General features: G+C 42.9%; 25 protein-coding genes. 12 read left to right on the forward strand and 13 right to left on the reverse strand.

Translation table 11 applies throughout. The annotated features are described in order from the left end of the window. Positions 1-297: 297 nt before the first annotated feature. Entirely contained in the window at positions 298-1,413 is a 1,116-nt protein-coding gene (locus V7R39_RS02055) for a carbohydrate porin (protein WP_334027654.1), read from the forward strand. A 103-nt stretch (positions 1,414-1,516) separates the two neighbouring features. On the opposite strand, the gene V7R39_RS02060 is transcribed toward V7R39_RS02055, so the two are convergent. After that, positions 1,517-1,954, reverse strand: coding sequence for an SRPBCC family protein (locus V7R39_RS02060; protein WP_334027656.1), 438 nt, complete (start codon positions 1,952-1,954; stop codon positions 1,517-1,519). A 79-nt stretch (positions 1,955-2,033) separates the two neighbouring features. Beyond that, positions 2,034-2,258, reverse strand: a complete 225-nt coding sequence (locus tag V7R39_RS02065; RefSeq protein WP_334027658.1) for a hypothetical protein — start codon at positions 2,256-2,258, stop codon at positions 2,034-2,036. A 99-nt stretch (positions 2,259-2,357) separates the two neighbouring features. Between V7R39_RS02065 and V7R39_RS02070 the strand changes: the two genes are divergently transcribed. From V7R39_RS02070 to V7R39_RS02090, 5 genes are all read left to right on the forward strand, one after another. Beyond that, positions 2,358-2,657: a helix-turn-helix domain-containing protein gene (locus V7R39_RS02070; protein ID WP_269517472.1), complete on the forward strand. Its 300-nt coding sequence runs from the start codon at positions 2,358-2,360 to the stop codon at positions 2,655-2,657. Beyond that, a complete protein-coding gene (locus V7R39_RS02075) occupies positions 2,647-3,852 on the forward strand; it encodes a type II toxin-antitoxin system HipA family toxin (RefSeq protein ID WP_334028138.1) in 1,206 nt (401 codons plus the stop codon). The genes V7R39_RS02070 and V7R39_RS02075 overlap by 11 nt, the downstream gene beginning before the upstream one ends. 127 nt (positions 3,853-3,979) lie before the next feature. Further along, on the forward strand, positions 3,980-4,666 hold the full coding sequence (locus V7R39_RS02080; protein ID WP_334027661.1) for a YigZ family protein: 687 nt from the start codon (positions 3,980-3,982) through the stop codon (positions 4,664-4,666). A gap of 20 nt (positions 4,667-4,686) precedes the next feature. Next, the gene (locus V7R39_RS02085) at positions 4,687-5,211 is read left to right on the forward strand and encodes a M48 family metallopeptidase (RefSeq protein WP_334027663.1); all 525 of its coding nucleotides are present in this window, start codon (positions 4,687-4,689) and stop codon (positions 5,209-5,211) included. Then, on the forward strand, positions 5,211-5,561 hold the full coding sequence (locus V7R39_RS02090) for a YacL family protein (protein ID WP_334027665.1): 351 nt from the start codon (positions 5,211-5,213) through the stop codon (positions 5,559-5,561). Before V7R39_RS02085 ends, V7R39_RS02090 begins: the two co-directional genes overlap by 1 nt. Positions 5,562-5,600: 39 nt before the next feature. Here V7R39_RS02090 and V7R39_RS02095 read toward each other — a convergent pair whose 3' ends face one another. Next, entirely contained in the window at positions 5,601-6,785 is a 1,185-nt protein-coding gene (locus V7R39_RS02095; RefSeq protein ID WP_334027667.1) for a PepSY-associated TM helix domain-containing protein, read from the reverse strand. Positions 6,786-6,834: 49 nt separating this feature from the next. After that, positions 6,835-9,093 (reverse strand): TonB-dependent siderophore receptor, encoded by a 2,259-nt coding sequence (locus V7R39_RS02100; RefSeq protein WP_334027669.1) that lies wholly within the window; start codon positions 9,091-9,093, stop codon positions 6,835-6,837. A gap of 484 nt (positions 9,094-9,577) precedes the next feature. On the opposite strand from V7R39_RS02100, the gene V7R39_RS02105 reads away from it, so the two are divergent. Both V7R39_RS02105 and V7R39_RS02110 read left to right on the forward strand, forming a co-directional pair. Continuing rightward, a complete protein-coding gene (locus tag V7R39_RS02105) occupies positions 9,578-10,180 on the forward strand; it encodes a hypothetical protein (protein ID WP_334027671.1) in 603 nt (200 codons plus the stop codon). 246 nt (positions 10,181-10,426) lie between these two features. Continuing rightward, positions 10,427-11,347, forward strand: coding sequence for a cation diffusion facilitator family transporter (locus V7R39_RS02110; RefSeq protein ID WP_334027673.1), 921 nt, complete (start codon positions 10,427-10,429; stop codon positions 11,345-11,347). Positions 11,348-11,508: 161 nt separating this feature from the next. Here V7R39_RS02110 and V7R39_RS02115 read toward each other — a convergent pair whose 3' ends face one another. Both V7R39_RS02115 and V7R39_RS02120 read right to left on the reverse strand, forming a co-directional pair. Further along, on the reverse strand, positions 11,509-13,455 hold the full coding sequence (locus tag V7R39_RS02115; protein ID WP_438823502.1) for a M1 family metallopeptidase: 1,947 nt from the start codon (positions 13,453-13,455) through the stop codon (positions 11,509-11,511). A 351-nt stretch (positions 13,456-13,806) separates the two neighbouring features. Further along, positions 13,807-14,235 (reverse strand): organic hydroperoxide resistance protein, encoded by a 429-nt coding sequence (locus V7R39_RS02120; protein WP_334027677.1) that lies wholly within the window; start codon positions 14,233-14,235, stop codon positions 13,807-13,809. A 155-nt stretch (positions 14,236-14,390) separates the two neighbouring features. Here V7R39_RS02120 and V7R39_RS02125 point away from each other — a divergent pair, with 155 nt between their 5' ends. Beyond that, positions 14,391-14,834: a MarR family winged helix-turn-helix transcriptional regulator gene (locus tag V7R39_RS02125; protein WP_334027679.1), complete on the forward strand. Its 444-nt coding sequence runs from the start codon at positions 14,391-14,393 to the stop codon at positions 14,832-14,834. Positions 14,835-14,944: 110 nt separating this feature from the next. Here the strand turns inward: V7R39_RS02125 and V7R39_RS02130 are convergent, their stop codons facing one another. Next, positions 14,945-15,316 (reverse strand): hypothetical protein, encoded by a 372-nt coding sequence (locus V7R39_RS02130; protein WP_334027681.1) that lies wholly within the window; start codon positions 15,314-15,316, stop codon positions 14,945-14,947. 505 nt (positions 15,317-15,821) lie between these two features. Between V7R39_RS02130 and trhA the strand changes: the two genes are divergently transcribed. Together trhA and V7R39_RS02140 are read left to right on the forward strand one after the other, a co-directional pair. Beyond that, positions 15,822-16,478, forward strand: a complete 657-nt coding sequence (gene trhA / locus V7R39_RS02135) for a PAQR family membrane homeostasis protein TrhA (protein WP_334027683.1) — start codon at positions 15,822-15,824, stop codon at positions 16,476-16,478. 8 nt (positions 16,479-16,486) lie between these two features. Then, positions 16,487-17,032: a hypothetical protein gene (locus tag V7R39_RS02140; protein ID WP_334027685.1), complete on the forward strand. Its 546-nt coding sequence runs from the start codon at positions 16,487-16,489 to the stop codon at positions 17,030-17,032. A 108-nt stretch (positions 17,033-17,140) separates the two neighbouring features. On the opposite strand, the gene V7R39_RS02145 is transcribed toward V7R39_RS02140, so the two are convergent. Further along, complete coding sequence (locus V7R39_RS02145; protein ID WP_334027687.1) at positions 17,141-18,049, reverse strand: hydrogen peroxide-inducible genes activator; 909 nt, start codon at positions 18,047-18,049, stop codon at positions 17,141-17,143. 187 nt (positions 18,050-18,236) lie between these two features. Here V7R39_RS02145 and V7R39_RS02150 point away from each other — a divergent pair, with 187 nt between their 5' ends. Next, entirely contained in the window at positions 18,237-19,220 is a 984-nt protein-coding gene (locus tag V7R39_RS02150; RefSeq protein WP_334027689.1) for a universal stress protein, read from the forward strand. A gap of 59 nt (positions 19,221-19,279) precedes the next feature. On the opposite strand, the gene V7R39_RS02155 is transcribed toward V7R39_RS02150, so the two are convergent. From V7R39_RS02155 to V7R39_RS02175, 5 genes are all read right to left on the reverse strand, one after another. Beyond that, on the reverse strand, positions 19,280-20,497 hold the full coding sequence (locus V7R39_RS02155; protein WP_334027691.1) for a polyhydroxyalkanoate depolymerase: 1,218 nt from the start codon (positions 20,495-20,497) through the stop codon (positions 19,280-19,282). Positions 20,498-20,687: 190 nt separating this feature from the next. Next, positions 20,688-21,038: a phasin family protein gene (locus tag V7R39_RS02160; RefSeq protein ID WP_334027693.1), complete on the reverse strand. Its 351-nt coding sequence runs from the start codon at positions 21,036-21,038 to the stop codon at positions 20,688-20,690. A gap of 116 nt (positions 21,039-21,154) precedes the next feature. Further along, positions 21,155-21,796, reverse strand: a complete 642-nt coding sequence (locus tag V7R39_RS02165) for a phasin family protein (protein ID WP_334027695.1) — start codon at positions 21,794-21,796, stop codon at positions 21,155-21,157. Between the two features lie 223 nt (positions 21,797-22,019). After that, a complete protein-coding gene (gene phaR / locus V7R39_RS02170; protein ID WP_334027697.1) occupies positions 22,020-22,451 on the reverse strand; it encodes a polyhydroxyalkanoate synthesis repressor PhaR in 432 nt (143 codons plus the stop codon). Between the two features lie 122 nt (positions 22,452-22,573). Next, a complete protein-coding gene (locus tag V7R39_RS02175; RefSeq protein WP_334027699.1) occupies positions 22,574-24,373 on the reverse strand; it encodes a PHA/PHB synthase family protein in 1,800 nt (599 codons plus the stop codon).

The following is a 24,373-nucleotide window of genomic DNA, read 5'->3' on the forward strand; positions in this document are numbered from 1 at the left end:
GAACTAATTAGTCACGCAGCTTTGAACATCTGTTTGATTAGCTTCTAGGCTGTCAGTTAGTGCGCTGTTAACATCTGAGTTTTTAACACCTGAGATTTGAACATCTGGGATTTGAACACCTGGGATTTGAAAATCTGGCCGTTGATTTAAGCACCTGCTTCAATGCTGTTTTTTAAAGCCTGTTCTTTCAACGTCGTTTCTTTTGAAAGCTCAGGTGAGCTAATTCTTATCTGACCTACGTAAAGAGTAACATAAAAGGTGGTTGGTTGTGGTACTCACCAATAAATAGGAAGTAAGGTGTTTCCCATTCTATTCAGCATTTCACAATTAAAAAAACGAGCAGTACGATTTAATACGCTCAAGCTCAGTGTGGTTTTGGCATCATGCTTTTGTGCTGCCAATACCTTGGCAAACACCCTCTCACTTACTCTCGTTCACGACACAAGCTATGTAGCATCGGGAGGACTAAAGGAGCACGCTACGATAAATAGGACGCTGGGTATTGTTGCCTATGAATATCGTATTAACGACAGCACGTTATTTTTTGCAGATGCTCAAGTATTGAAAGGGAACAACGGCAGTGACTCTGTTGGCGATCTTCAGGCATTTTCGAATATTGATGAAGCTGAGCTCACAAAAATATATGAGGTTTGGGTAGAGAAGTTATTTTACGAAGAAAACCTGCGCTTCAAAATAGGTCAAGTCGATGCCAATAATGAATTCGCCTATGCTGAACATGCTGGAGAGTTTATTCACTCGTCCATGGGTTTTAGCCCGACGGTTTCCTATTTCCCCACTTATCCAAGCCCCCGGCTATCGGTGAATGCGTTTTATAGCGCCACGCAAAATACACAGCTATCTATTGGACATTACGCCAATCAAAATCGCAGCTTTAGTAACGGTTTCACCGTGGGGCAATGGACACAACATATAGGCAACATCACGGCTGCCATTGGCGGCTGGATGCAATCGGGCGACATTGCGCCATTAGTAGAAAATGAAGTTGACGAATCAATGCCTCCTCAGGATGCTAGCGGGCTTTTCGCCACTCTGTCTGGTGAGTTTAGCTCTCGATCATTTTCAGCACAGAACGGTGGTTGGTTTTTGCAGTATGGGCAAAGTAGCGATACAACCAGTGAAATAGACACGCATATTGGCGCTGGAATAACGTGGTACGGCATGAATAATCGTAAAGACGACGTGTTAGGCCTTGGCATATCTCATATTACCACCAGCCCCCTTGTAGCATCTCAATACAAGCGAGACGAAACAGCGATAGAGCTTTTCTATCGTTTTCAGCTAACAGATACCCTTGCGCTTAAACCAGACATACAGTTTATCGCAAACCCTGCCGCAGACAGGGAAGCAAAAGACGCTCTTGTTTTAACAATGAGAGTAGAGTTTTTTATCTAAAGAAGCCCTCTATCTAAACAGGCTCTCTATCTAAAAGAGCCCTCTGTCTAGAGAAGTTCCCTAGCTAAACATGCCCCCTCCCAAGGAAGCACTCTAGCTAGCGTTATGAATTGCCAATCTGCTTCAAGATACTGCCAAACGCTCTTCCACCGTTTTTTTGAATTTGCTTATCGAAATACAAATTCCCCAACAAGAAAATAGTGATATGGCCTTTTGAGCGCCACGTTGCGAGGGTTTTACCGTCAATTTCTTTTAGAGTTATTTCGCCTAACTGATGATCGTAAGGCAACGGTTTCGACTTTATCACCTTGTAGCCAAGTTTATAAGGAGGCTCAAACGCGACAATTTCTTCATGTAGATTAGCGCCACCTGCGATAATTTCACGCACAGCACCTAACCCGTTTTTATCGTCTTTACCATGAACTAGTAAGTTCGCTTCATCCACGCCTTTAAACTGCGCATAGTTTTCGTGATCGCTTAGCATCGCAAACACATCGTGGATAGGTTTATCGATTACTCGTTCTACATGAATTGAAAACATTAGATACCTACTAGAAAAATGTGAGCCTATTGATTGCTTGAATATAAAGTAATGTGTGAATAGCTCAAGTAACCACTTTTTATCTGCAACTATAGGCAATTATAACGGCTTTGCGTTGGCTATCTATAATGTCTTGCGGCGTGCGGACATCTTTGTTGGGGTCGAAAAGCGCATAACTGTTTTTTAAGCGCTCTAGCTGCTCGTGATACCGAAAGTGAATGCGGCTTACCAACAAGTTGCAAAACACCTCAAAGGTGTTTTGCAGTGCTATCAGCGTCAGCGGTTTCTTTGTTAATGAGGACATCGTTACACATACTTTGTATGTGTTTAAATCATCTTGCATGCAATATAAATACTGCTAAAGTAATCATTAGATAATTAATGACTGATAGAGTGTTCACTTATGAGATCTGAGCAAGCGTCAAAGTTGGCGAATAAATTGGGTGATTTAATACGTCAGCATCGCACTTTGAATTATACCCAAAGTACGTTTGCGAAAATGATAGGCGTATCCCGTTCAACGGTGCAAAAACTTGAGCAAGGCGAGGTGGTAAAAAGCGATATATTGTTTGAGGCTTTAGTTGCGCTTCAGCTACAAGGCTCATTGTTAGACGAAGTTAATGAATTGGTTGCGGATGCTGGTGGTTACAATGCAAGGCAGCGCAAAGGCCGCAAAACTCAGGAGATTAATGATGACTTCTGAGGCTTATGTTTTTATTGATGGTTTGGAAGACGCCCCTATTATTTGTGGCTTTTTCAAGCTAAACACACAAACAGGTCGAGGGGAATTTAACTACGGTAAAAGTTACCTCGCACGGCCAGATGCGTTTGCTGTTGACCCTGTGCATTTACCGCTACAATCTGGCATTTTCAGCTATTCGGCGAATAAAGGTATATTTGGCGTATTAAGTGATGCCGGTGCTGACTCATGGGGTCGTAAGCTTATACTTTCACTGCATAATACTAGACCCAAAAACGAACTTGAGTTTTTACTAGCTGGGTCTGGATATGGTGTTGGTGCTTTGGTTTTTAGTTTGTCGCGCAGTGCATCAAAGCATAAAACAAATAAAAACACGTTAGCCGACTTAGCGTTTTTAGATCGAGCCAAGGACGATTTACTCGCTGATAAGGCTATTTCAGATGAGGCAAAAAAAGCCTTTGAGTTTGGCCAAAGTATGGGGGGTGCAAGGCCTAAAACATCAGTGAAGATTGGTGAGAAACTTTATTTGGCAAAGTTTAATCGTCAAGACGATTTGTTCAATTTAGTTAGAGCTGAGCATGGTGCAATGCGTATGGCTAATGAATTGGGGATTCGTTCTGCAAATACCTGTATTCAAGAAACAGAAAATGGAGATGTTCTCTTAGTTGAGCGTTTTGACGTAAGCGAAGGCTTACCAACACATCATTTTTTGAGCGCCAACAGCTTGTTGCAAAGGCCTAAAGTCGCTTTAAGCGATTTAGCTACTTACTATAGCTACGCTGAACTGGCTGAGTTTATTCGCCACCATACAGGTAAATTTGCGGATGATGCTACTGAACTATTCAGGCGAATGGTGTTTAACGTATTTATAGGTAATACAGATGACCACAGCCGAAACCATGCATTTTTGTATAATTTTGCAGAGCAAACGTGGCGCTTGAGCCCCGCTTACGATATTACTCCAATTAATAACTCAAAGCAGCACGGCCTAGGGCTTGGTGATGATGGCCGCTATGCGAGTATCGATAATATTCTGTCGCAAGCTAAACGCTTTGGTTTAAATAATTCTCAGGCCAAAAAGATTATTGCTGAGATTGAGTGTTATGTTCGTCAATGGCCTGCTCATTTTAAACGTTTTGCTGATATCAGCGAGGTTGACATAAAGCGTTTAGAAGGCGTAATTCCTTCCATAAGTTAGTGAATACAAGGAGGGTGAAGTGTATACCTTATCCATTCAACAGAGTCTCATTTTGTTGGACTAAGAGTCATTGCACTATCGCTATGAACCGCTTAATTGGGGCTGCGCAATAGGGTATACTTACCAAATGAATTATCCTGTTCCCGCCAATCAGGTTGAAGTCCTGTTTGAAGTGAAGAAAAGCAAGTTTATTGCGATGGCAGCATTTGCCAACTCTCGCGAGAGCGCAATGGCTGTGCTTGATGAAGTAAAGCAGCGCTACCCCGATGCACGACATCATTGCTGGGCCTATATTTTTGGTCCTCCAAGCTCTCCAGTAAGCGCTGCTATGGCCGATGATGGCGAGCCAAGTGGCACAGCCGGCAAACCTATTTTAAACGTGCTTCAGCACAAGGATATTGGCGATGTTATGATTGTAGTGACTCGTTACTTTGGCGGTATAAAGTTAGGCGCTGGCGGCCTGGTTCGCGCTTATTCAGCGGCGGCGCAGCAGGCCATTGAACAGCTTGCTGTACGAGAAGAAGTTACCCTTCACATGCTTACTGTTGATGTAGACTTTAAACACGAACAATTTGTTAGGCATTTGGTTCAGCAAGCGTCGGGCAATATTGCCGACTGTCGCTATGCACAGCAGGTAAGTATTGATATTCAAATACCCGTTACCCACGTAGAAGAAATAAAGCAGCAGCTGGCGCCAATTGTTAATCAAGACATTAAGGACCAGCAAGGTGGCAGCCCGGACGTTGACAGCCGGAACGTTGAAAGCCGGGACGTTGAAAGCAAGCAAAGCAAATTGAATGATTCGTCAGTATGAGTGCCAAAATGAGTGCCAATATGAAAAGCAGGCTTCAATATCTTTCACACTACCCTGAGAGACTGCAGCAACAGATTCAACAGATGATTGACGACGACGCGCTGGGAGATTGGCTGCGCACTCGTTACCCTGCCACTCACTCAGTGGCAAACGACAATGACTTACGCGAATATGTGATGGGGCTTAAAAATCAGTATATGAAGAAAACCCAACCGTTGAGTAAGGTCATATACGATCAAAAAATCCATGTTGTGAACCACGCCCTTGGATTACATTCCTATGTTTCTCGAGTACAGGGCGGCAAATTAAAGAGTAAAAACGAACTGCGAGTGAGCAGCTTGTTTAAACACACGCCCGAGCCATTTTTAAACATGATAGTGGTGCACGAATTAGCCCACCTTAAAGAAAAAGAGCATAACAAAGCCTTTTACAAACTGTGCCAACACATGCTGCCCGGCTACCATCAAATTGAATTTGACGTGCGAGTCTATTTAACTGAACTAGAATTAACAGGGTATGTTTATCAAATGCCTAAGGAGGCCTAATGGATTTTCAATTTCGCACTGACATGTTAGGAGAGCCTTCCGCCAAATGTGATCTTGAGTGCGAAGCTTTTGGCGATTGGTTAAGTAACGATTTAGGCACCGATCGCGAAAGCATTATTACAGTGCTAGATGCTATTGAAAACCTGCTGTGTCGCAACATTCCTCATTACCAATTTATTGGCAAGGAATACACGTTAACCATTGAAGACGACGAAGTAATACTTACCCTCAATCACAACGAAACCAGTCACAAAGAATTTGCCGAAGATTACGACCAAGAGATGCAAGCAGGTTGCGGCTTGGCAGATTTCAAACATTTACTGCAAGAATGGAAGGCGTTTATTCGTTAATAAGCGCCTTTTCCCGATCCATCTAAAAATATGGATAGCTTATAAATAGCGCTGCACCCAGAAAAAGAAGGCAACTAACGTAAGTAAAATAATGGGTAATGTTTTTATTTGTTGCTTGGTTAGAATGCGGCTTTTCGTGCGCTTCCAGGTCATTAGCACGCCAGTAATAGACATTGCCGACAGGCCAATACCGAAAACAAACCAAATTAATTTACTAACGAAACCGCCAAAATTACCAAAGTGCAGAGGGTCGGCGTATTCATTTAAGTAGGCGTTGACACCGATTGTGTGTGGTGAAAAAACATCAATAACTTCGAATGTCTGCGGATTAATAAACACTCGGTATGCCCTATCGCGAAGTAGAGGGTTGCTACCTACTCCCCTAAACTCAGCAGGTTTTGTATTATCAGTTGGCAATAGAATTGACGTAATCTCCCAATCTACGTGGCTTGACTGAGCAAGCTGTACCATTTGCTGAAAGTCTTCGACCGAAATAGACACCCTATTTTCAGTCTGCGGCGTCTCTATTGCAGGCGGCCTAGGCTCTAATCTAGAGCCAACTAACTGAAAACTAAACTCATAAAAATACCATAGCCCCGTTACCGTTATCAGTGCAACAAACCAGACACCCCAAAGCCCCAAAACCTTATGCAAGTCACTTAACGCGATACGCGCCCCATGGTTTAATCGCAATCTACACAGCGCCGTCTTCCAATTTCGAGTAGTTTTTAAGCCCGTGTATAGCGATAGGGCCAGCACAAAAGCAAAGGCGCACACAAATAAGATGCCAGGAAACGCGGGCATAAATAGATAACGATGAAAATCTCTAAAAAAACGTTGCACGGTAAGACGCGGCATAACACCGGTAACACGATGACTGGCGGGGTCAATTTGCACAAATGAGGTGCTAAGCGCCTCATTTTCTATCAGCGCTCTGTGGGTTAAGTACGACTCTCCCATATCTAACAAGTAGCGAACTTCGCCCTGCGGGTATGAGGTTTTAAGCGACGCATAGATAGCAGCCCAATCATCAGAGGTGACGGGCTGCTGCGTTTCTACAACGCTATCATCCCGATGCAAAGCATCAAACAGCAACCAGTCTATCTCGTTTGAAACGGTAGCAATGGTACCCGTCACCAAAATAACCGACATCACCAAAGCAAGTTGAAAACCCAGCCAAGCGTGTAACGAATACAGCTTTTTCAGTCGTTTACGAGCAGCCATGTCATTACACCGCAGTGTGGCGAAAAGCCAAATTCATAGTATGTGAAGCCTAAAAATCAAAAGAAACCGAACCGAATACGGTGCGAGGCATGCCTACCGGTATTCTCAGAACAGTAAAGCCAGCACCATAATACTCGTCTTCAAATACATTTTTGACCGCAAGCTGAAAGCGTATTGTGCCATCGTCACTGAACATTTGAGGGGCTTTCACAGAGTACCATGCCGATAAATCGACTAAATTAACATCACCTAAGTTCAGCTGTGCAGAAAGGTTTCCTTCAGGGTCGAGAACTCGGTCAGACTCGTAGTAATAGCCAGCACCAAGCCCTAAGCCTTCTAGTTGTCCGCCTTGAAATTCATAAGATGCGTAAACATTAAAAATAGTATCAGCAATAGACTCGGCCTGACGCGTGTTGCCTTGAGCATCTCTATCTTCAGCATCTGTATAAGCATAAGATACCGTAACGTTCATTCCGTCCGTCGGTTGGCCAGTTAAGCTAAACTCAACGCCCTCAGAGCTTCTTCCGTCAATAAATATTGGGCTTCCGTCATCATTTAATCCATTTACCACATTCACTTTATCGATTTGATATACGGCAACGCTTGCTTGTGCTCGACCGTTAAATAGCTCGGCTTTGGCACCTAGCTCTACTTGCTCGCCCTCCTCTGGGTCGATTTCACGAACCAGGCCCTCATTGTCCGGGATGACAATGTTGGGTTCAAACGACTCTGCATAAGAAGAATAAAGTGAAATTGATTCTGTTACCTGATAGCTCAGGCCTAGCTGAGGCACCACACCTGAAGCGGCGGTTTGCGAGCGTGTTACTCCGTCACGAAAGTTCTCAGACTCGGTATCGCTGTATCGAAGACCTGCAAGTACCCCAACATTTTCAGTCACATTGGTAAAGAGGTTGGCATACACACCATAGTCTTTTCGCGTATTTAAATCTAAAGGTCTGTCATCGACGGTGAAAGCATCAGACAGTGCATAAACAGGGGAGATAAAGCTGTGAAATGGTGCGGTAACACCATCTGTTTGACTGCCAATGGTAAAGCGACGGCTTTCTTGTGCATCAATAAAGTCAGCACCCAATATTACTTTGTGCTCCATGCCAGCAAACGCAAAGTCGCCTCGAAGCTTGATGTTTGCTAGATCGGCTGTAATTTCTCTATTTCTGCTGCCGTCCAAACGTTTAACAAGATAAACACGGTCGGTAGGATCGTCATATACCGCACCTGACACAATAACGCTGGGGTCAAACGGACCCGTTATAAAGCCTTGCTCATTTATATTGGTCTCGGCATCTACTACAAATGCTGCACGCGGTCGAGATTGAAGGTCGTTGCCCGTCGAGTCTTCTCTGGCGATATTTGCTTCAATGTTCCAGTGATCGTCGAAAGTGTGTAGCACACGGAATTCTGCTATTTGATAGTCAACCTCGCCTATTTCCCAGGGGCTGCCAAAGCGTTGACTAAATGGTACGTCGAGTAGCTCGTTAATTACTTGAGGACCTTGAGAAGTTTCTATTGCAATAGTGCCTCTGTCTAGTGGCCTTGCTTCTTCTCGCCATTCGTACGCAAAATCAAACTGAGTACTGTCAGCTAAATAATAACGGGCTGAAAAGGCAACATTATCACGTTTAATATCGGTAAAATCCCTGAAACTCTCTGCATCTTGCGTTGAACCAACCAGTCGAACAGCAAGGTCGTCGGTAATAGGCTGAGAGTAATCAAAAAGAGCAAACTGGTCATTAAACGAACCATAGCGAAGCTCTCCTGCAATTCTTTGTTCACTTAGCGGCCGCTTTGTGACGACATCTACCACACCGCCGGGCTCAACTTGACCATAAGTGATGGCCGCAGGCCCTTTTACCACTTGTGTGTATTCTACATTGGCTAAATTTTCTTTAAAAACTGAGTTGCGCCTGAAGCCATTTCGATACGATGCGTTTCGACGAAACCCACGTATAAAGAAATCATCTGTAGTTCCTCCAAAACCATCTCCCGCGCTAACACCCGGCGCATTACGTAATGCTTCTTCGATAGTGGTAATTTTTCGGTCTAAGACGAGTTGCTCTGGAATAAACGAAACATTTCTTGGGTTTTCTAGAAACGACAAGTCTAAGCCACTTGCTCCGTCTTTTGCCTCAACAATGTAACGAGACTGGTTGGTGCCGACAACACTGATGACTTCAACGGAGTCTGCCGCCTCGTCTTCATTCGTGTTAGTAGTCTGTGCATTCGCGTTAAATAGGGTTGGCACGGTTAAAATAACTACGGTGACAGCGTTTCGACCTGTATTTCTCATTACAATTCCAATGGCTAACGGTTGGGACAAAAAATTTTGCGATAATGTAAATCATTCCTATTACATATGCAAATGAGAATGATTTTTAAAAGTAACTAGAAAATTACCTTTGGTTCCAGCTTTTTAATTACATTAGGAGCTTAACGTAAAAGGCTAGCGTCTTCAGGGATATGCCTGAGCTCACACGGATTTGTTATAGCTTGAGTAAAAAAGAATTAATAATTATGGCTTAGCCCAATAATCATAGCGCAGCCAATAGAATTAGTGTGCTAAGCGACATATGAGGATAGCTACTGATATCAACGACTTGTTCAACGCACTTTAATTTGCTACGTTCATATTGTATGAATTTAAAGCGCTTCTTATACAATATTGAAATAGGTAATAAAAAGAATGGACTTATACCTATTGCAACTCACGAGTGCAGCAAGACCAATTTTTAATAGCAAGTTGTCGTTATTCTGAAGGAAAAGAGGATTTCACTATGCTCAAAAAATACCAAGCCAAAAGCTACACAGCTATACCAGTATTCTGCCAAAAGTACGCCAAACTAGCAGTACTTCTCTCGGCCGTTGTTAGCCCATTTGCCATGGCTTCATCATATATTCCATCGACTGGAAATGCTGCAGACACAGCCACAAATGAAACCATTGAGGTATTAGGCAAGCGGCCAGTTTCTTATTACCGTAGTAAGCTGCACGATGCACAGGTATCGTTTTTCAAAACTTACAATACTGTGGCCGAAAAATCAGGCTATAAAGTAAAGTGCAAGCCATGGGAGAATAATCTTAACCACCGCGGTTGCCAGGCGTTGTTTGTGAATGAGATCCTTGATGAATACAGAATCGAGTTCTTAAATTCTAGCTTTCACAATGGCCGTTTGATTGGAGCAGGCGAAGTAGGCTCAACAAGTTATCGAATAAGCCAATCTGAACTGCAGAAAAAAATGCAAGAAGCGCAAGCGGCGCAATACGAAGACATGAAAGAAAAAATAGAAACCGTTGATGAGGTAAAAGCAAGCTTTACAGAATTGGCTAGAGCGAAGATGAGATATGCCAAACGTATCTCACAAGAGCAAAGCGAATAGGCCATAGCAGCTTAGTTAGCCGCAAGCAAAAATCGAAAAAGGAGTGTAAATACACTCCTTTTTTTGTCCTTAGCGTTCTCGCAAAATACCACCAGCGTTTCTACTCTCAATCTAGTTGCTTGTTCTTGCTATAGGTGGCATCCAGACTTAAAAAAATTATTCGTCACCCAGCATAAATTCGCTATCTTATTTCTAAAACAAGCGTATTATCCGCCGAATATTAACACTTGAGTCTTTGAGCCGAAAATGGCCATAGGTTTTCACCACACTAAAGAAAAAACCTTACTGCGTGTATCGTTTTACGTAGCGGGTTTGTTTGTATTTATCGCACTTGGCTTTGCCTATATTACCCATTCAGCCGCCATCCTGTTTGACGGCGCATACTCACTCATTGCCTTTTTCATGTCGTTGCTCACGCTGAAAGTAGCAAATTTAGTGCAGTTACCCGATGACGACCGCTTTCATTTTGGCTACACGGCCATAGAGCCTACGTTAAACTTATTCAAATCCATTGTTATTATTGCCACGTGCTTATACGCCGTTGTGGGGGCTATTGGTAGCCTTACAGACGGCGGAATAAAGGCTGAGTATGGCTATGCAATAATTTACGGTGTTGTTGCTACTACTGCCTGCTTTGCTGTGTCCGGCTACATGAAGTATCAAAGCAAACCATTGCGCTCAGATTTAGTGGCGGTAGAAGCTCACACTTGGTTTGTAGATGGCGTATTAAGTGCTTCCATCCTATTAGGGTTTGCCACTGCGTATGGTATTGAGCAAACCCGTTTTGCTGAGTATGCGCCCTTTGTCGACCCCGTCTTGCTAATAATATTAGGAATCGCGATATTGCCAGTGCCTTTTAAAATTATGCTTAACAGCCTAAAAGAAGTCATCAATAAAGCGCCACCAGAGTCGGTGACAGCTGTGATTGAAAAGCGATTAAAGCAAACCTTGATTGCAGTGCCCTATCAACATGTGGAAGTACGAATAAGTAAAAGCGGAAGAGACATTTATTTACTCGTGCATATTATTGTTGATAAATCGTTTTCTGTTGCCACGATAAGTGAGTTAGACGATATCCGCATTGCCAGTGAGACCGCCATGCGACAATGGGATCCAGCCATTATTATGGATATATTGTTTATCGCTAACCCAGCGTTAGCTGATTAGACAAGCTACCCTTTTTCACGCGACGGCTACAACCAATACAGTACAATAAAGATGCATAAAAAAGGCCCTACCAAGCAAAGTTGATAGGGCCTTTATATAACGTATATTCTGAGAGAGCAGGCTTTACCTACTCACTCTTTAAGAGACTACTCATACAGCGCTTAGTTAACAAAACCTTCGTTGGCTCTTATCGTCAATGGATGGTAACCAGGCTTTGCCTCTTCAAATGCTTTCTTCGCAAATGCTTTGCCTTCTGGTGTTTGTGAAAGCGTACGATAAAGCGGCTTAACCAATTTGTTGCGGCCAATGCTAACCAAATAGCTGTATAAACGCTCGTATGCTGGCTTGTACTCATTGGCTACAGCAATCATCAGCCAGCTGTGGGCAATTTCGTTGTTTTGTGTTTCTGTTAGCGAGAACGCCGTGTCTAACGCTGTTAGCTGCTTGTCGGTCAACGACTCAGGCATGTTATTAAGGAAATACAACCACTCGTGTACAGTCCATTGTGCGGTTTCAATATCCGCTGCTATTACGTCACCAGAAAGCCAAGCGCTTCGTGTATCATCGATTTTACTGAAGGCATCAGACTCAGGCTTTGGTGCGCCCTCAGGAATACCAGGTTCAAAAATCCACTGCTGAATACGCTCAGCGTCTAACTTTTCTGGATATTGCTTAAGCAGCGTCCCATCCAAGTAGTCGATAAAGGTATCTGTAGTAATGCTTTTAAAAGCAAAGTCTTCGAAGTACTGCATTAAAAATGCATCAAAATTCTCACGCCCTACTTTTTGCTCTAACTCACGAAGAAAAAGCGCGCCTTTTTCGTAAGGGATATTTGAAAATACATCGTCAGGGTTACGACCACGTAAATCGATAGCAAGAATTTCATCGTTTTGTTCTAGTGCAGCGATATCGTTTTGCAAGTCTTGATAACCTAGCACGGCCTCTTTTTTAAACCGCTCATGACCATAAATCATTTCCATGATGCGATAGGTTAAATAGGTGGTAAAGCCTTCGTTTAACCACAAATCACGCCATGTAGCGTTGGTAACTGTATTTCCAGACCAGCTATGAGCCAACTCATGTGCAATAAGAGATACTAGACTCTTGTCACCCGCAATTACGGTTGGCGTGATAAACGAGAGACGAGGGTTTTCCATGCCACCAAAGGGAAACGATGGCGGTAAAATAAGTAGATCGTATCGATCCCACTGATAAGGCCCGTAAGTCTCTTCAGTTACTTCGAGCATCGCCTCGGTGTCTTCAAATTCTTTGGCGGCACCTTCAAGAAGCGCAGGTTCGGCATACACCCCGGTTCTCTCGCCCATGGCTTTAAACTGCAGATCGCCAATGGCTAATGCAATAAGGTAAGAAGGAATAGGCTGCGGCATGGTAAAGGTGTATTCACCATCACGCTTTGTTTGAGGATCGTTTGCTGCGCTCATTACTGCCAATAAGCTTGGCGGTGTTTTAATGGTGGCCTCATAAGTCACACGCACTTGCGGGGAATCTTGCAATGGTATAAAGCTTCGGGCGTGAACGGCCTGAGCTTGAGTAAATAAGAACGGATGCTTTTTACCTGCGGTTTGTGCTGGTGTGAGCCACTGAACGCCTGACGCACTTGGTGATGTGGCATAGTTCACAGTAACTTGATTGGCGTTCTCGGGTAGCGAGATGGAAAGAGGCGTTCCTAGGTCAACATCGGTTTCGCCTAAAGTAAAGGGAACTGCCTCACCATTTACGGTAACAGTTTCAATGTTCAGAGCGCGAGTATCAAGAATAAGCTCATTGTATTTTGGGTCGGTGCGCTCTACCTTGAGCGTTGCACTTCCTGATAACTGCTGAGTATCAAAATTAGCGCTAAGCTCTAACGCTAAATGGGTTACCCGTATTTCATCGGGGTTAGAAAATGAATGGTAATCGACCCCTGAGGCCATATCAGATGACCCCTCTGAAATTTCTGCTCTAGCGTTATCTTCGGCCGCCTTATTTTCCATATTTTCGGTTGCAGCGTTCTTCATGGCAGCGCTAGCGTCAGCCTTGCTCGCAGACTCAGTAGTGGCATCGCTGCATGCAAAAAGGGCTGGTACGCAAATTAGCGTAGCCAGCATTTTGCAGTAGCTCTTAGTGTGGTTCCTATGTTGTTTCATGCTTCTTCCTTTATAGTTCTTTCAAGCTCGTTCTGTTTCTTTATAAGTTTAGGCAATTCTGTCTAAGAGTTCGTTCTACATGGTCATAGTAGCAAGTAGAAGCTTCACGGGCGATAAATAAACAGGGTATGAGACAGGTAAGGTTTAACACTAACTTTGCTAACTGGGTTGAGTGATGATGTGGGCCCAGTGGCTGTGAGATTGAGCAACAAAAGAATTCGGTAGTTGTGAGGGTTCGATTCCGCTGAGGCACGGTTTTAGCGCAGGCTCAATGGCCACTGAAAGGCAGCGGCCATAGACCAATAAACATGGTTAGGCGAGCGCTATATCTACTTCAATATTGCCGCGAGTTGCATTTGAGTACGGGCACACTTGGTGCGCTGCATCTACTAGCGCCTGCGCTTTGTCTGTTTCCACATCACCAAGGTCAACGGTAAGCTTAACGGCAATGGCAAAGCCTTGTTCGATAGGCCCAATAGACACATCGCCAGTTACGCTAATGTCGTCTGACAATTTAATTTTTTGTGAAGCTGCAACGTGCTTCAGTGCACCGATGAAGCAGGCTGAGTACCCTGCTGCAAACATTTGCTCAGGGTTTGTCCCTTGGCCACCTGCGCCGCCAAGTTCTTTTGGTGTAGAAAGCCCAAGTTCAAGTTTGCCGTCACTAGATTTTGCCGTGCCTTCTCTTCCGCCTGTTGCCGTTGCTGTGCCGGTATAAACGACCTGTTGTAATGTATGCATCATAAACTCCGTTGTTAAAAAGAAATTGCAAAACAGCAAGCGAAGACTTTTATTAGCCATACTTACTTTGCATACAAAATAAAATAACACTATCTCGGCTTGAAGTTCAAGTACTTTGCATACAAAATAAAACCACTATTGAATTGGAGTTGCCTGTGTCTGAATTATTAAAATTAGAAAATCAGCTTTGTCATCGCTTTTATACGCTTTCAAATGCATTTACACGTGCTTACAGGCCCCTATTGAAGGCGTTGGATATTACCTATCCGCAGTACATTACGCTTATGGCTTTGTGGGAAGCGAATAACATCACCATTGCCGAACTATTAGAGCGCACCGCGATTGATGGCGGTGCTATGACGCTCATTCTTAAAAAGCTGAATGAAAAACAATTCCTCACTATTGAAAAAGATGAACACGACAAGCGGGTAAAACGAGTAATGCTCACCGAGGAAGGTAAATCTAAAAAACACATTGCCCAAGACGTCCCTTCGCAAATGCTGTGCAAATTAGACGGCATGAGCCATGAAGAAAGCGTGCAGCTTCGTGACTTACTAGACAAACTTGGTAGCTGCTTTAAAGCGGACGACCAAAGATAGAGAATTAAAGCGTGTCGTTTTTTACCGTGCATTGCTGCAGCAGTTAACACGCTCTCAACTCTAGCTATCTGTATTTAGCGATACTCGATGTGGGTTAAGCAAAAGTATGGTTAAGCAGAAGTATACTGGGACATTTCAGCGTCAACTTCTTGCGCATATTGCGTTAGATGATGCGCTAAAATGTTTTCCACTCTTCTCATAATGTCTTTGCGTTGATGATCCCACCCACGCTTATCAGCCTGTTTCGCTTGTGCAAGGTAAAATTCAATTCGAGTTTTACGTAATAGATGAGTTTTTCTATTTACGTTAAATTCCATGCTGGTGTAAGTCTCTTCCACATCCGTTATGTCTGTATGATAAGGCTTAGCATTATCCTCAGCAGTCGCTTGACTCACAAAGGTATTCCCGTTGCCTACTACCCCAATCAAAACGATGAGTAACGACACGACTATTCCTGAAGAAATCCATTTTAGAAAAGACATTTATTGCTCCTTATTAAGGGCTTCCATTTCAGCGCTATAATTTTGGCTCTATAACTTTTTGCCATCGCTGGTTTATATACTTGTAACAAAACACCTATTCCCTTGCATCAGTAATGGTGCTGAAACTGTAAATTGCTTGGTTAACTTTTATGAGTTATCAACCCATTGTTTCCTGGTTTATACAGATTTATTGCAGGTTTCGAACCAAGAACAAAAAACAATAAAAATCATGCATTTACTAAAATAGGGGCGAGGTAACTGTGTTGATATTGGAAGTTTCTACACAAGAGGGAGTAAAATGCACCGAGTAAAATATAACCTACCGAGCTGTAAAAAAGGCATTGATAGGCGGGACGGTTAGCTCTGAACGAAAAGAGTAAGAAGTAGTCTTTAGAAAGTTGAAAACTAGTGTCAATATCAGTGCATTTTCTGCTATCATTATTTCAGCGAACACTTGTTCACTGAAATTCACAAAAATGACGACAAACACGCTATAGGAGTAGTCATGTCAGAAATGCGAGACCAACTTGAAAGCATACCCGCAAGGGCGTACTCAGTAATAGAGGAATGGCTTAATAGTATTAGTCACGGCGTCGGTTTGGTTGCTGCCATTGTTGGCTTAGTTTTTTTACTCTACCGAGCTGATGGTACACTTGCCTTAGCTACCGTAGCAATTTATGGCACCACCCTTATTCTGATGTTTTTAAGCTCTACTCTTTACCATGCTACTTCACATCATAAAGCCAAAGAATGGCTTAAGCTTTTCGACCACAGTGCAATATATTTATTGATAGCGGGTACTTACACACCGTTACTTCTAGTGTCTATCGGTGGCGCGTTAGGTATGGTTATGACCGGTGTTATCTGGGGCCTTGCATTTGGTGGGGTTGCCTTTAAATTAGTGGCGCAACATCGCTTTCCGAAAGTGTCGGTTATAACCTATCTGCTCATGGGCTGGATAGCCATCGGCTTAATTTATCCTCTTTATATGGCATTACCTGGGGCTGGATTGTGGCTACTCGTAGCAGGGGGACTTTGTTTCAGCGTGGGCGTCTGTTTTTACATGGCAAAAAAGGTAAAATACACCCATGCTATATGGCACGTATTCGTTATCGGCGGATGCGGTTGCCATTATTTTTCAATTTATTATTTTGTGGTTTAACGCTCGCTGTGAATACAACTGAAACTGAGACTAACATTGCTGGCAATAACACTCATGGCAATATCACCGCAGATGGGTCACCCGCCATCGCCTGGTTCTCGCTGAAAGCGGGCAAAATATGTTTGGGCAAGAAGCCTGTTGCCGAAGCCTATAGTGCATTAAAAAGCTTAGGAGTGACTCACGTGGCAACGGTTCAAACCGGTGAAGAACAAGCCCCAAATATTCGAGACAGCGCATTGGAAAATGGTTTGGAATGGTTGTGGGTTCCCTTTAGTCATCCATCATCTCAATCGCCAACAGATGATGTTCACCTACATCATTATCTTCATGAGCTATCAAAAATGTTATCTGAAGGTGCCAGTATTTATTTGCACTGCGATGGCTCTCAGCATCGCTGTAGCCTACTTTTTTACGCACTTTGCCACTACGTGGGCATTCCATCAAACAGCGCTTACAATGCCCTGCATAGCTTTGGCCGAAATGCGGCAAACAACTTATCACGCTCTGAGCTTACTTGGGCTGCCGCACTTGGTCATTCAGCTCCGCATATCTAAAGTGAAATAAGGCCACCTAGCAATTGGTGGCTTTGCGTTATTTTCTTGAGATCATTTTTCAAAGAGCAACTTTTTAATATTTGCGGTATTTAGTGTTTGCTCGCGCTATTATTTGAGCGTTGGTATTGGCAATAATGGTGAAACAATTTCACCAATACGTCGAAACAGCTGCATGCGAGTGGTGCCAGAGCGCCATACAAGCCCTATTTCCCTGAAGCCTTTTTCCTCAGCCGGATAACTTTGAAGCCCGGTGTGCTCTAAAATAGACTGGTTAATCGCCAACTCTGGTAAAAAGGTATACCCCATTTTGCTATTTGCTAATTGTACCAAGGTGTACAGGCTACTGGCAGCAACACTGCTTATTTGGTCGCTGTGCTGCAAGTTACAGGCGCTTACCGCATGCCCCGTCATACAATGCTCTTGCTGAAGCAAAAAAATACTCTTTTTAGGTAGCGACGATATATCCACTGGGTTAGGCAAAGTTGGTAGCATATCCTCATGGGCGATAAGGTGAAATGGATCGTGCCCTAGCACCATTTGCTTGCACCCTGGGGTATCCATAGGTAATGCAAGAATAAGTAAATCCAACCTACCGTCTGTTAATTGTTGAAGCAGCTTTTCAGTAGTGTCTTCCTGCATTTCTAGGTTAATCTCTGGTAGAAATGCCTTAAAAGCCCCCAACATGCCTTCAAAAAGGAATGGCGCAATAGTAGGGATAACCCCTAGCTTTATAGTACCTCGTTGCCAATTACCTGCATTTTGCGCATATTCAACCAGTTCACCCGCTTCTTGCAGTATTAACTTACTGCGTTCCACAATGTCTAGTCCTAGCGACGTAAATACAAACGTTTTATGTTCGCGCTCTAGAAGCTGGCTACCAAAGTGCTCTTCGAGGTTTTGGATGGCAGTACTTAATGTTGATTGGCTCACGTTGCAACGCTGAGCGGCACGATGGAAATGCTGCTCTTGATGTAGGGTTACAAGGTAGTGTAAATGCTTAAGGTTTGGCCACTTCATGCTCATCTCATAATTGATTAATAATGTAGTTCCTAATCTAGCATAAGGATTACGTGTAGCGCATTAAAAACCCGAAAACGTCATAAAGAATTCTTACTTACACACTGGCAAGTAAGGCATTCTAAGTTTAGGATTGTAATAAAGCGTATTCGGTAAACACAACAACGACAATGCTAATGAGGCCACGATGAAAGGACACTACAAAAACATTCTCTGTGTACTAGGCGACTCTCACCGTCAGGATGATACGGTTGCTCAGGCACTTCACATTGCTAAAACCCATCAAGCGAATATCACCATTGTGCTTGCACTAGAGACGCTTCCGCCTAATGCCAATATGATCATGGAGTCGTTTTCTTATATTGAATCTCAACAGAGTATGGAAACTCAAGCTCAGCAGTGGCTAACAGAGCAGTCTAAAAACTGGAGCCAGCACTATCATGCTGATACCGAGGTACTGATCGGCGATCCGCTGATTGATGTAGTGAGTTACGTTGTAAATAACAATATCGACTTGGTCATTAAGCGTGCAGAAGAGAGTTTTTTAGATAAGCTTTTCGGCAGCTTAGACATACGCCTATTGAGAAAATGCCCCTGCCCGGTTTGGGTTGTCGACCGCACTCCTAAAAGTCAATATAAAAATGTAGTAGCGGCAATCGACGTGAATTACCACTATGCAAAAGAGGAAGCCGCCGTTAGGCGAGAGCTAAACCGTGACATACTGCGTCATGCAAGTCAGATTGCCTTACTTGAATTTGCTCAGCTGCATGTTGTAAACGTATTTGATGCTGTGCCTGAAAATATAGCGAGAGATGGGTTTATTGCTATCGACAGCGATAAGATAGAGCAAGACCTCGCCAATATTTTTGAAGAGCGCAGTAAAGAAGTAACCCATCTACTCGATGAACTTAGTGACGAACTTGACGATGACGTAATGGACTATTTAAATCCTCAACGGCATATTGTGCATGGCTATCCACGCCGAGAGATAGCGGCTACTGCGGCGTCTTTAAGAGCTGATGTTGTGGTAATGGGTACAGTGGCAAAGTTGGGGCTTCCCGGCTTTATCATGGGCAGCACCGCTGAAGATACACTTCAGCAGCTCCATTGTGCTGTGGTTGGAATTAAGCCCAACGGATTTCAAACGCCCATTTCTGTTGAGAAAAAATAGCTACTTCGCACTGGCGCGTCAATAAATGCATCATAACGCGCGCCATATCTTAAGTAATATTAGGAATATTTATCGATAAACTCAGTCACCAAAGGACGAACATTCTTTCGATACATTGAACCACTAAAAATACCGTAATGACCTGCACCAGGCTGCAAATGATGCTTTCGCATGTTTTTGGGTATATTAGTACATAAATCTTGTGCGGCTTCAGTTTGACCAATACCACAAATGTCGTCGTCAGCCCCTTCCACCGTTAGCAGCGCCGTATCAACAATTGCGTCAAAATTTACGGGCTTACCCTCATAGGTAATGGTGTTGTTTGCTATCTCATTGCTTTTGAATACGCGTTCAATCGTTTCTAAATAAAATTCAGCAGGCATATCTAGCACTGCCATATACTCATCGTAAAAAGCCCTAAAGCGATCTGCGTCTTCTTTTTCGCCAAACAAGAGATTTTGAAAATACGTTTGATGCTTTTTCAAATGCGTTTGTTTGTTCATCGATATAAAACCACCGAGTTGCATAAAACCTGGGTACACTTTACGACCTTGACCAGGATACCCCACTGGTACTTCCATAATAGCGACATTTTTAAACCACGACATTGGCCGTTCATGTGCAAATTCATTAACGCGTGTTGGATTCTTTGTGGTGTCTATAGGCCCCGCCATCAAAGTTAACGATTTGGGCGTATTTGGACTTTTCTGCTCAGCCATCACAGCCGTTGCTATCAATGCTTGCACTGTGGGTTGGCAGATAGCAATCATATGTGAGTTATCACCTAAATGATTAAGGAATTCCATCAGGTAGCCCACATAACAATCGAACGAGAATGGCCCCTCACTTAAAGGCACTTCACGGGCATCTAGCCAATCCGTAATGTATACTTCGTGTTCTGGCAATAGTGCTTCAACCGTTCCTTTAAGAAGTGTTGCGTGATGACCAGAAAGAGGCGCGACTAAAAGTACTTTCTCCTTCGCAACTTGACCACTTCGATTGAAATGAATTAAATTGCAAAACGGCAGTTTCATGGCGACTTCTTCATTGACGCGAATTGTTTTGCCGTCTACTTCTGCAGAGTCTATATTAAACCCAAGCTTGTCGTAACGTTGGGTGACTCTAATGGCAGTCTCTAGAGAGGCGTTTAAAATGCGTCCAGTCCAAGTATATGACAAGGGATTGCTAGGATGAGATACAATGTCATTAACTAAGCTAAAACCTTCACTCATTAATTGACCTGTGCGGGCAAAATAGTCATACGCTTGATAATTCATTTACTTTCCTCAGCTTTAGAATAACGCTTATATAATCACTTAGGGCTTACTTTTTCCTATTTTTTGTGAATATAAAAAATTTTGTGAGACAAAAAAGCTCCAATCACCAAGTCTTAATCTATTCTTGCGATTGGAGCTTCTTTAGCGGTTTCTTTTCTGCTTAAGAGCAATAAATATAAAGCCTTTAACTTTATTTTGCAGTAGCGGCAGAAGTCATTTTCGAGGTCAACTCTTCACTAATTTCTTTCATCATTTCGCCCGCTTTTGCTTGCGCGCCAGAGACGAGAGTATAAGTTTCTTTAGCGGAATTAGTTACCGTTTCTTGCAACGACTCTAAGTACGCTTTTTGAGTTTCAGCAAGGCTCATTACGTCTTTTTGCTGGCTCGCTGTTTCAGCAAAAGAAACTCCACTGCTTAATAATGTTGAAAACAGTGCGTTTTGCTTTTCCGCTAATGCTTGAAGTGTAGACATATTCAATGTTGCTAGTTCAGTTACTGGCTTCATCGACTCTTTAAGTTGCTCGTTCATTTGTTCTAACATAATAAAACTCCGATTTAATTTTAAACACTCATTACTAGTTGCTGACTAACTTATTTAGCCGATATCGTTGTAGTAGCAGTAGCTGCTATGTCAACGTTACGGTTAATTGACGTCGCTTAAACTGTCGGCGTCGCCTTACCCTCATCTGTACTTTTTGTCGCTGTCGGCTTCACTGTCGATTTTTCAACTGTCTTTGGTGCTGCTTTCTTTGCTACGGGTTTAGCCGACGCTTTTGCCGCTTCAGCTGTTGCAGGCTTTGATGACGATGACTTGGCTTGTTGCTGAACCGAAACCGAACTGTCCTCTTTATTTTTCGCTTGCGTTGCTTTTACAGGGCTAGTTTTTTTCACAGGCGCTGCTTTTTTCACGGGTGCGGCTTTTTTTGCAGGTGCCGCTTTTTTCACTGGTGCTTTTGTTACTACATTAGCAGTGCTTGGCTCCCCTGCACTCTCTAAACCTGCTTTTAAGGCGTCAGAATATTGTTGAGAAACATTCGTTATCGTGCCGTAAGCAGTTTTAGCCGTACTCGTAAAACGTTCTTTTACTGATTCTGCATACACTGACTGCGCCGCAAGAACACCCTTGACCTCAGTTTGTCGAGACATGGTTTGAATCAGCTTTACACTGTCTTCTAATACACCGGATAGAAATAAATTTTGTTGTTGATAAACAGCTTCAAATGCTTTCACATTCGCTGATAATAAATCGTTAGCGGGCTTTGACGACTTTTGTATTTGTTCTGTAAGTTGACCAAACATGACTTTCCTCAATGTAATTTCAAATAGTTATTTTGAAATAACCCAGCAAACGATGTACTAGCGTGAGGAAGCGACCCTCACCGCCAATTGCTGCGCTGCAACATTTCATTATGGTTAGATAATAGACAATATGAAGAGAAGATCAAGAATTATTTTGCTGCACCGCAACATTTATTTAGATTTAATTGAAGTTGGTTGATAGGTTAAAAATTAAACGACTGATTTAATTATTTTTTTTGTCTTTAGGGTTCATATTCCACGCAGACATATTTTGTTCCATGATTTTAGAAAACATCCCAATAGGGCTGTTTTCAACCATATTTTTCATTAAACCTTGAACCTTATCTTGCTGCTCAATGAACTGGACAATACTTTGCTCTAAGTACTGTCGCACGAATACCTCCATATCGCTGTCATAAAAGCGAATAAGCTGTTTCAATAACACGTCAGTTAGCAATGATTGTTGCTCATTGGTTTCAGACTCGCTGATTATCTGCAGCAATACTGACTTGGTTAAGTCTGCATCGGTTTTTGAATCGACGATTCTAAATTCAATACGATCATTAATTAATACCTTTATAAAATCTAAATTCACGTATTTACTTTGTGTAGTGTCGTATAAACGTCTGTTCGGATATTTTTTGATGACTACCAATGTAACCTCGGTTTCGCGAAAGATGAAATGGCAACACTACGCTAAACTGCGATGTCCTGCAAAGATAAGCGCGGTTTCTACCATCAGAAATACTGTGTAATTAAAATTATGAATAGGGTGAGTTATTCGCCTAACCGCTTCATTACATAGCTTCCTGGGGCGTCCATCAGTGCGGGGAGATCCGAGTGTTTTCCTGGAATTGGCGCATTGAGTTTTTTTCCAGATAGAGGAGACAACCATGCATGCCAGTCAGGCCACCACGAACCAGCATTTTCTGTTGCACCTTCAAACCACTCATCCGCACTATCTGGCAAATTTTCGTTGATCCAATGCGGATATTTCCCACTTTCGGTAGGGTTGATCACACCGGCTAGATGTCCAGAACCGGCTAGAACAAACCGACGATTACCTGAAACAAGTTTAGTTCCCTCATATGCGCCTTTCCAAAGCACGATATGATCAGAAATAGTAGAGAGGAAATAGGTAGGTATATCGATATTACTCAAATCGATTTTTACCCCATCAATAACTATATCTTCCGGATTCTTGAGCCTGTTCTCCCAATAAGTAGTGCGCAAATATTGTTTAAAACACGCGGCTGGAATGTTTGTAGAGTCGCTGTTCCAGTGCAGAATATCGAAAGGCGCAGGGTCTTTTCCTTTGAGGTAGTTATCGATGAAAAATGACCAAAATAAACTATTTTCTCGAAGCAAGCTAAAACTCATGCCGATGATTCGACCATCGAATACGCCTTTAATATCAGCGTTTTGCTCTATCAATGGCAACATATCTTCTGAGAAATAATTAGCAACTTCGCCGGGCTCACTGAAATCTAATAGCGTGGTTAAAAGTGTAAGAGAATTAACTGATTTATCTTTCAATCCTGCAAGATAAGCGACCGTCATCGCGCAAAGTGTACCACCAACGCAAAATCCAGTTAAATTGACTTTCGTCTGCTCAGTAATGGATTTCACCTTTTCAATCGCGGTAATGGGCCCTTTACGCATGTAATCAACGAAGTCGTTATCCGCTAGTTCGGCATCAGGATTTACCCACGAAATCATGAATACTGAATAGCCAGCATTTAGTAAGCCTCGTACCATCGATTTTTTCTCGTCTAAATCGAGCACATAGTATTTGTTAATAAATGGAGGAACAATCAACACGGGTATTTGATGATTTTGTTTATGCACAGGAGCGTAATGAATAAGCTGCATTAACTCATTTTGATATACAATTTTCCCCGGGGTATTCGCTAGGTTCTCGCCCAATGTAAAACCGCTGCTGTCCGTTTGGCGCATTTTAAATGCCTCAAGCGGACTTTTTTCCAAATCCTCTAAGAAATTTTGCATCCCTTTCACTAAGTTTTGTCCCTTGCTCTTTAGCACTTCTTCGCATACTTCTGGATTAGTCAGCACAAAGTTGGTTGGTGAAAGAGAATTTACGTACTGACGAGTAAAAAACTTGGCTTGCCTCTCAGCTTTTTCATCGGCAAATTCGATAGCATCTACCATGCTGCTGAGCATTTCTGAGTTGGCTAAATAAGACTCTTTAATATAGCGAAATACTGGATTACTGTCCCAATCTTCTCGGGCAAATCGCTTGTCTTGTGGTTTCTTTTTTGAATGTTCGTCTGTTTTGGTCTGCAAGACTTCACCCATCATTGCCTTTGAGGCTTCTTGCCATAACTCGGCTTGCTTTTGCATGTAATGCATTTGTTGCTGTATGAGCTTGTTCGAGTCAACTTTAATATCGCCGTTTAGCAGAGCGCTTAATTTTTGCGGGTCAAATAAACCTTGCATATCTACAGAAGCACCTTTGGAATTCGCGGCTGAACGGGAGAGCACTTCTTGCGCCATTGTATTAAAAACCGCCGCATACTTCTCGATACAGGCGAGTACTTCTTTTTCATCCGTTCCCAT

It is taken from the genome of Alteromonas sp. P256 (genome assembly GCF_036864455.1).
GTDB lineage: Bacteria > Pseudomonadota > Gammaproteobacteria > Enterobacterales > Alteromonadaceae > Alteromonas.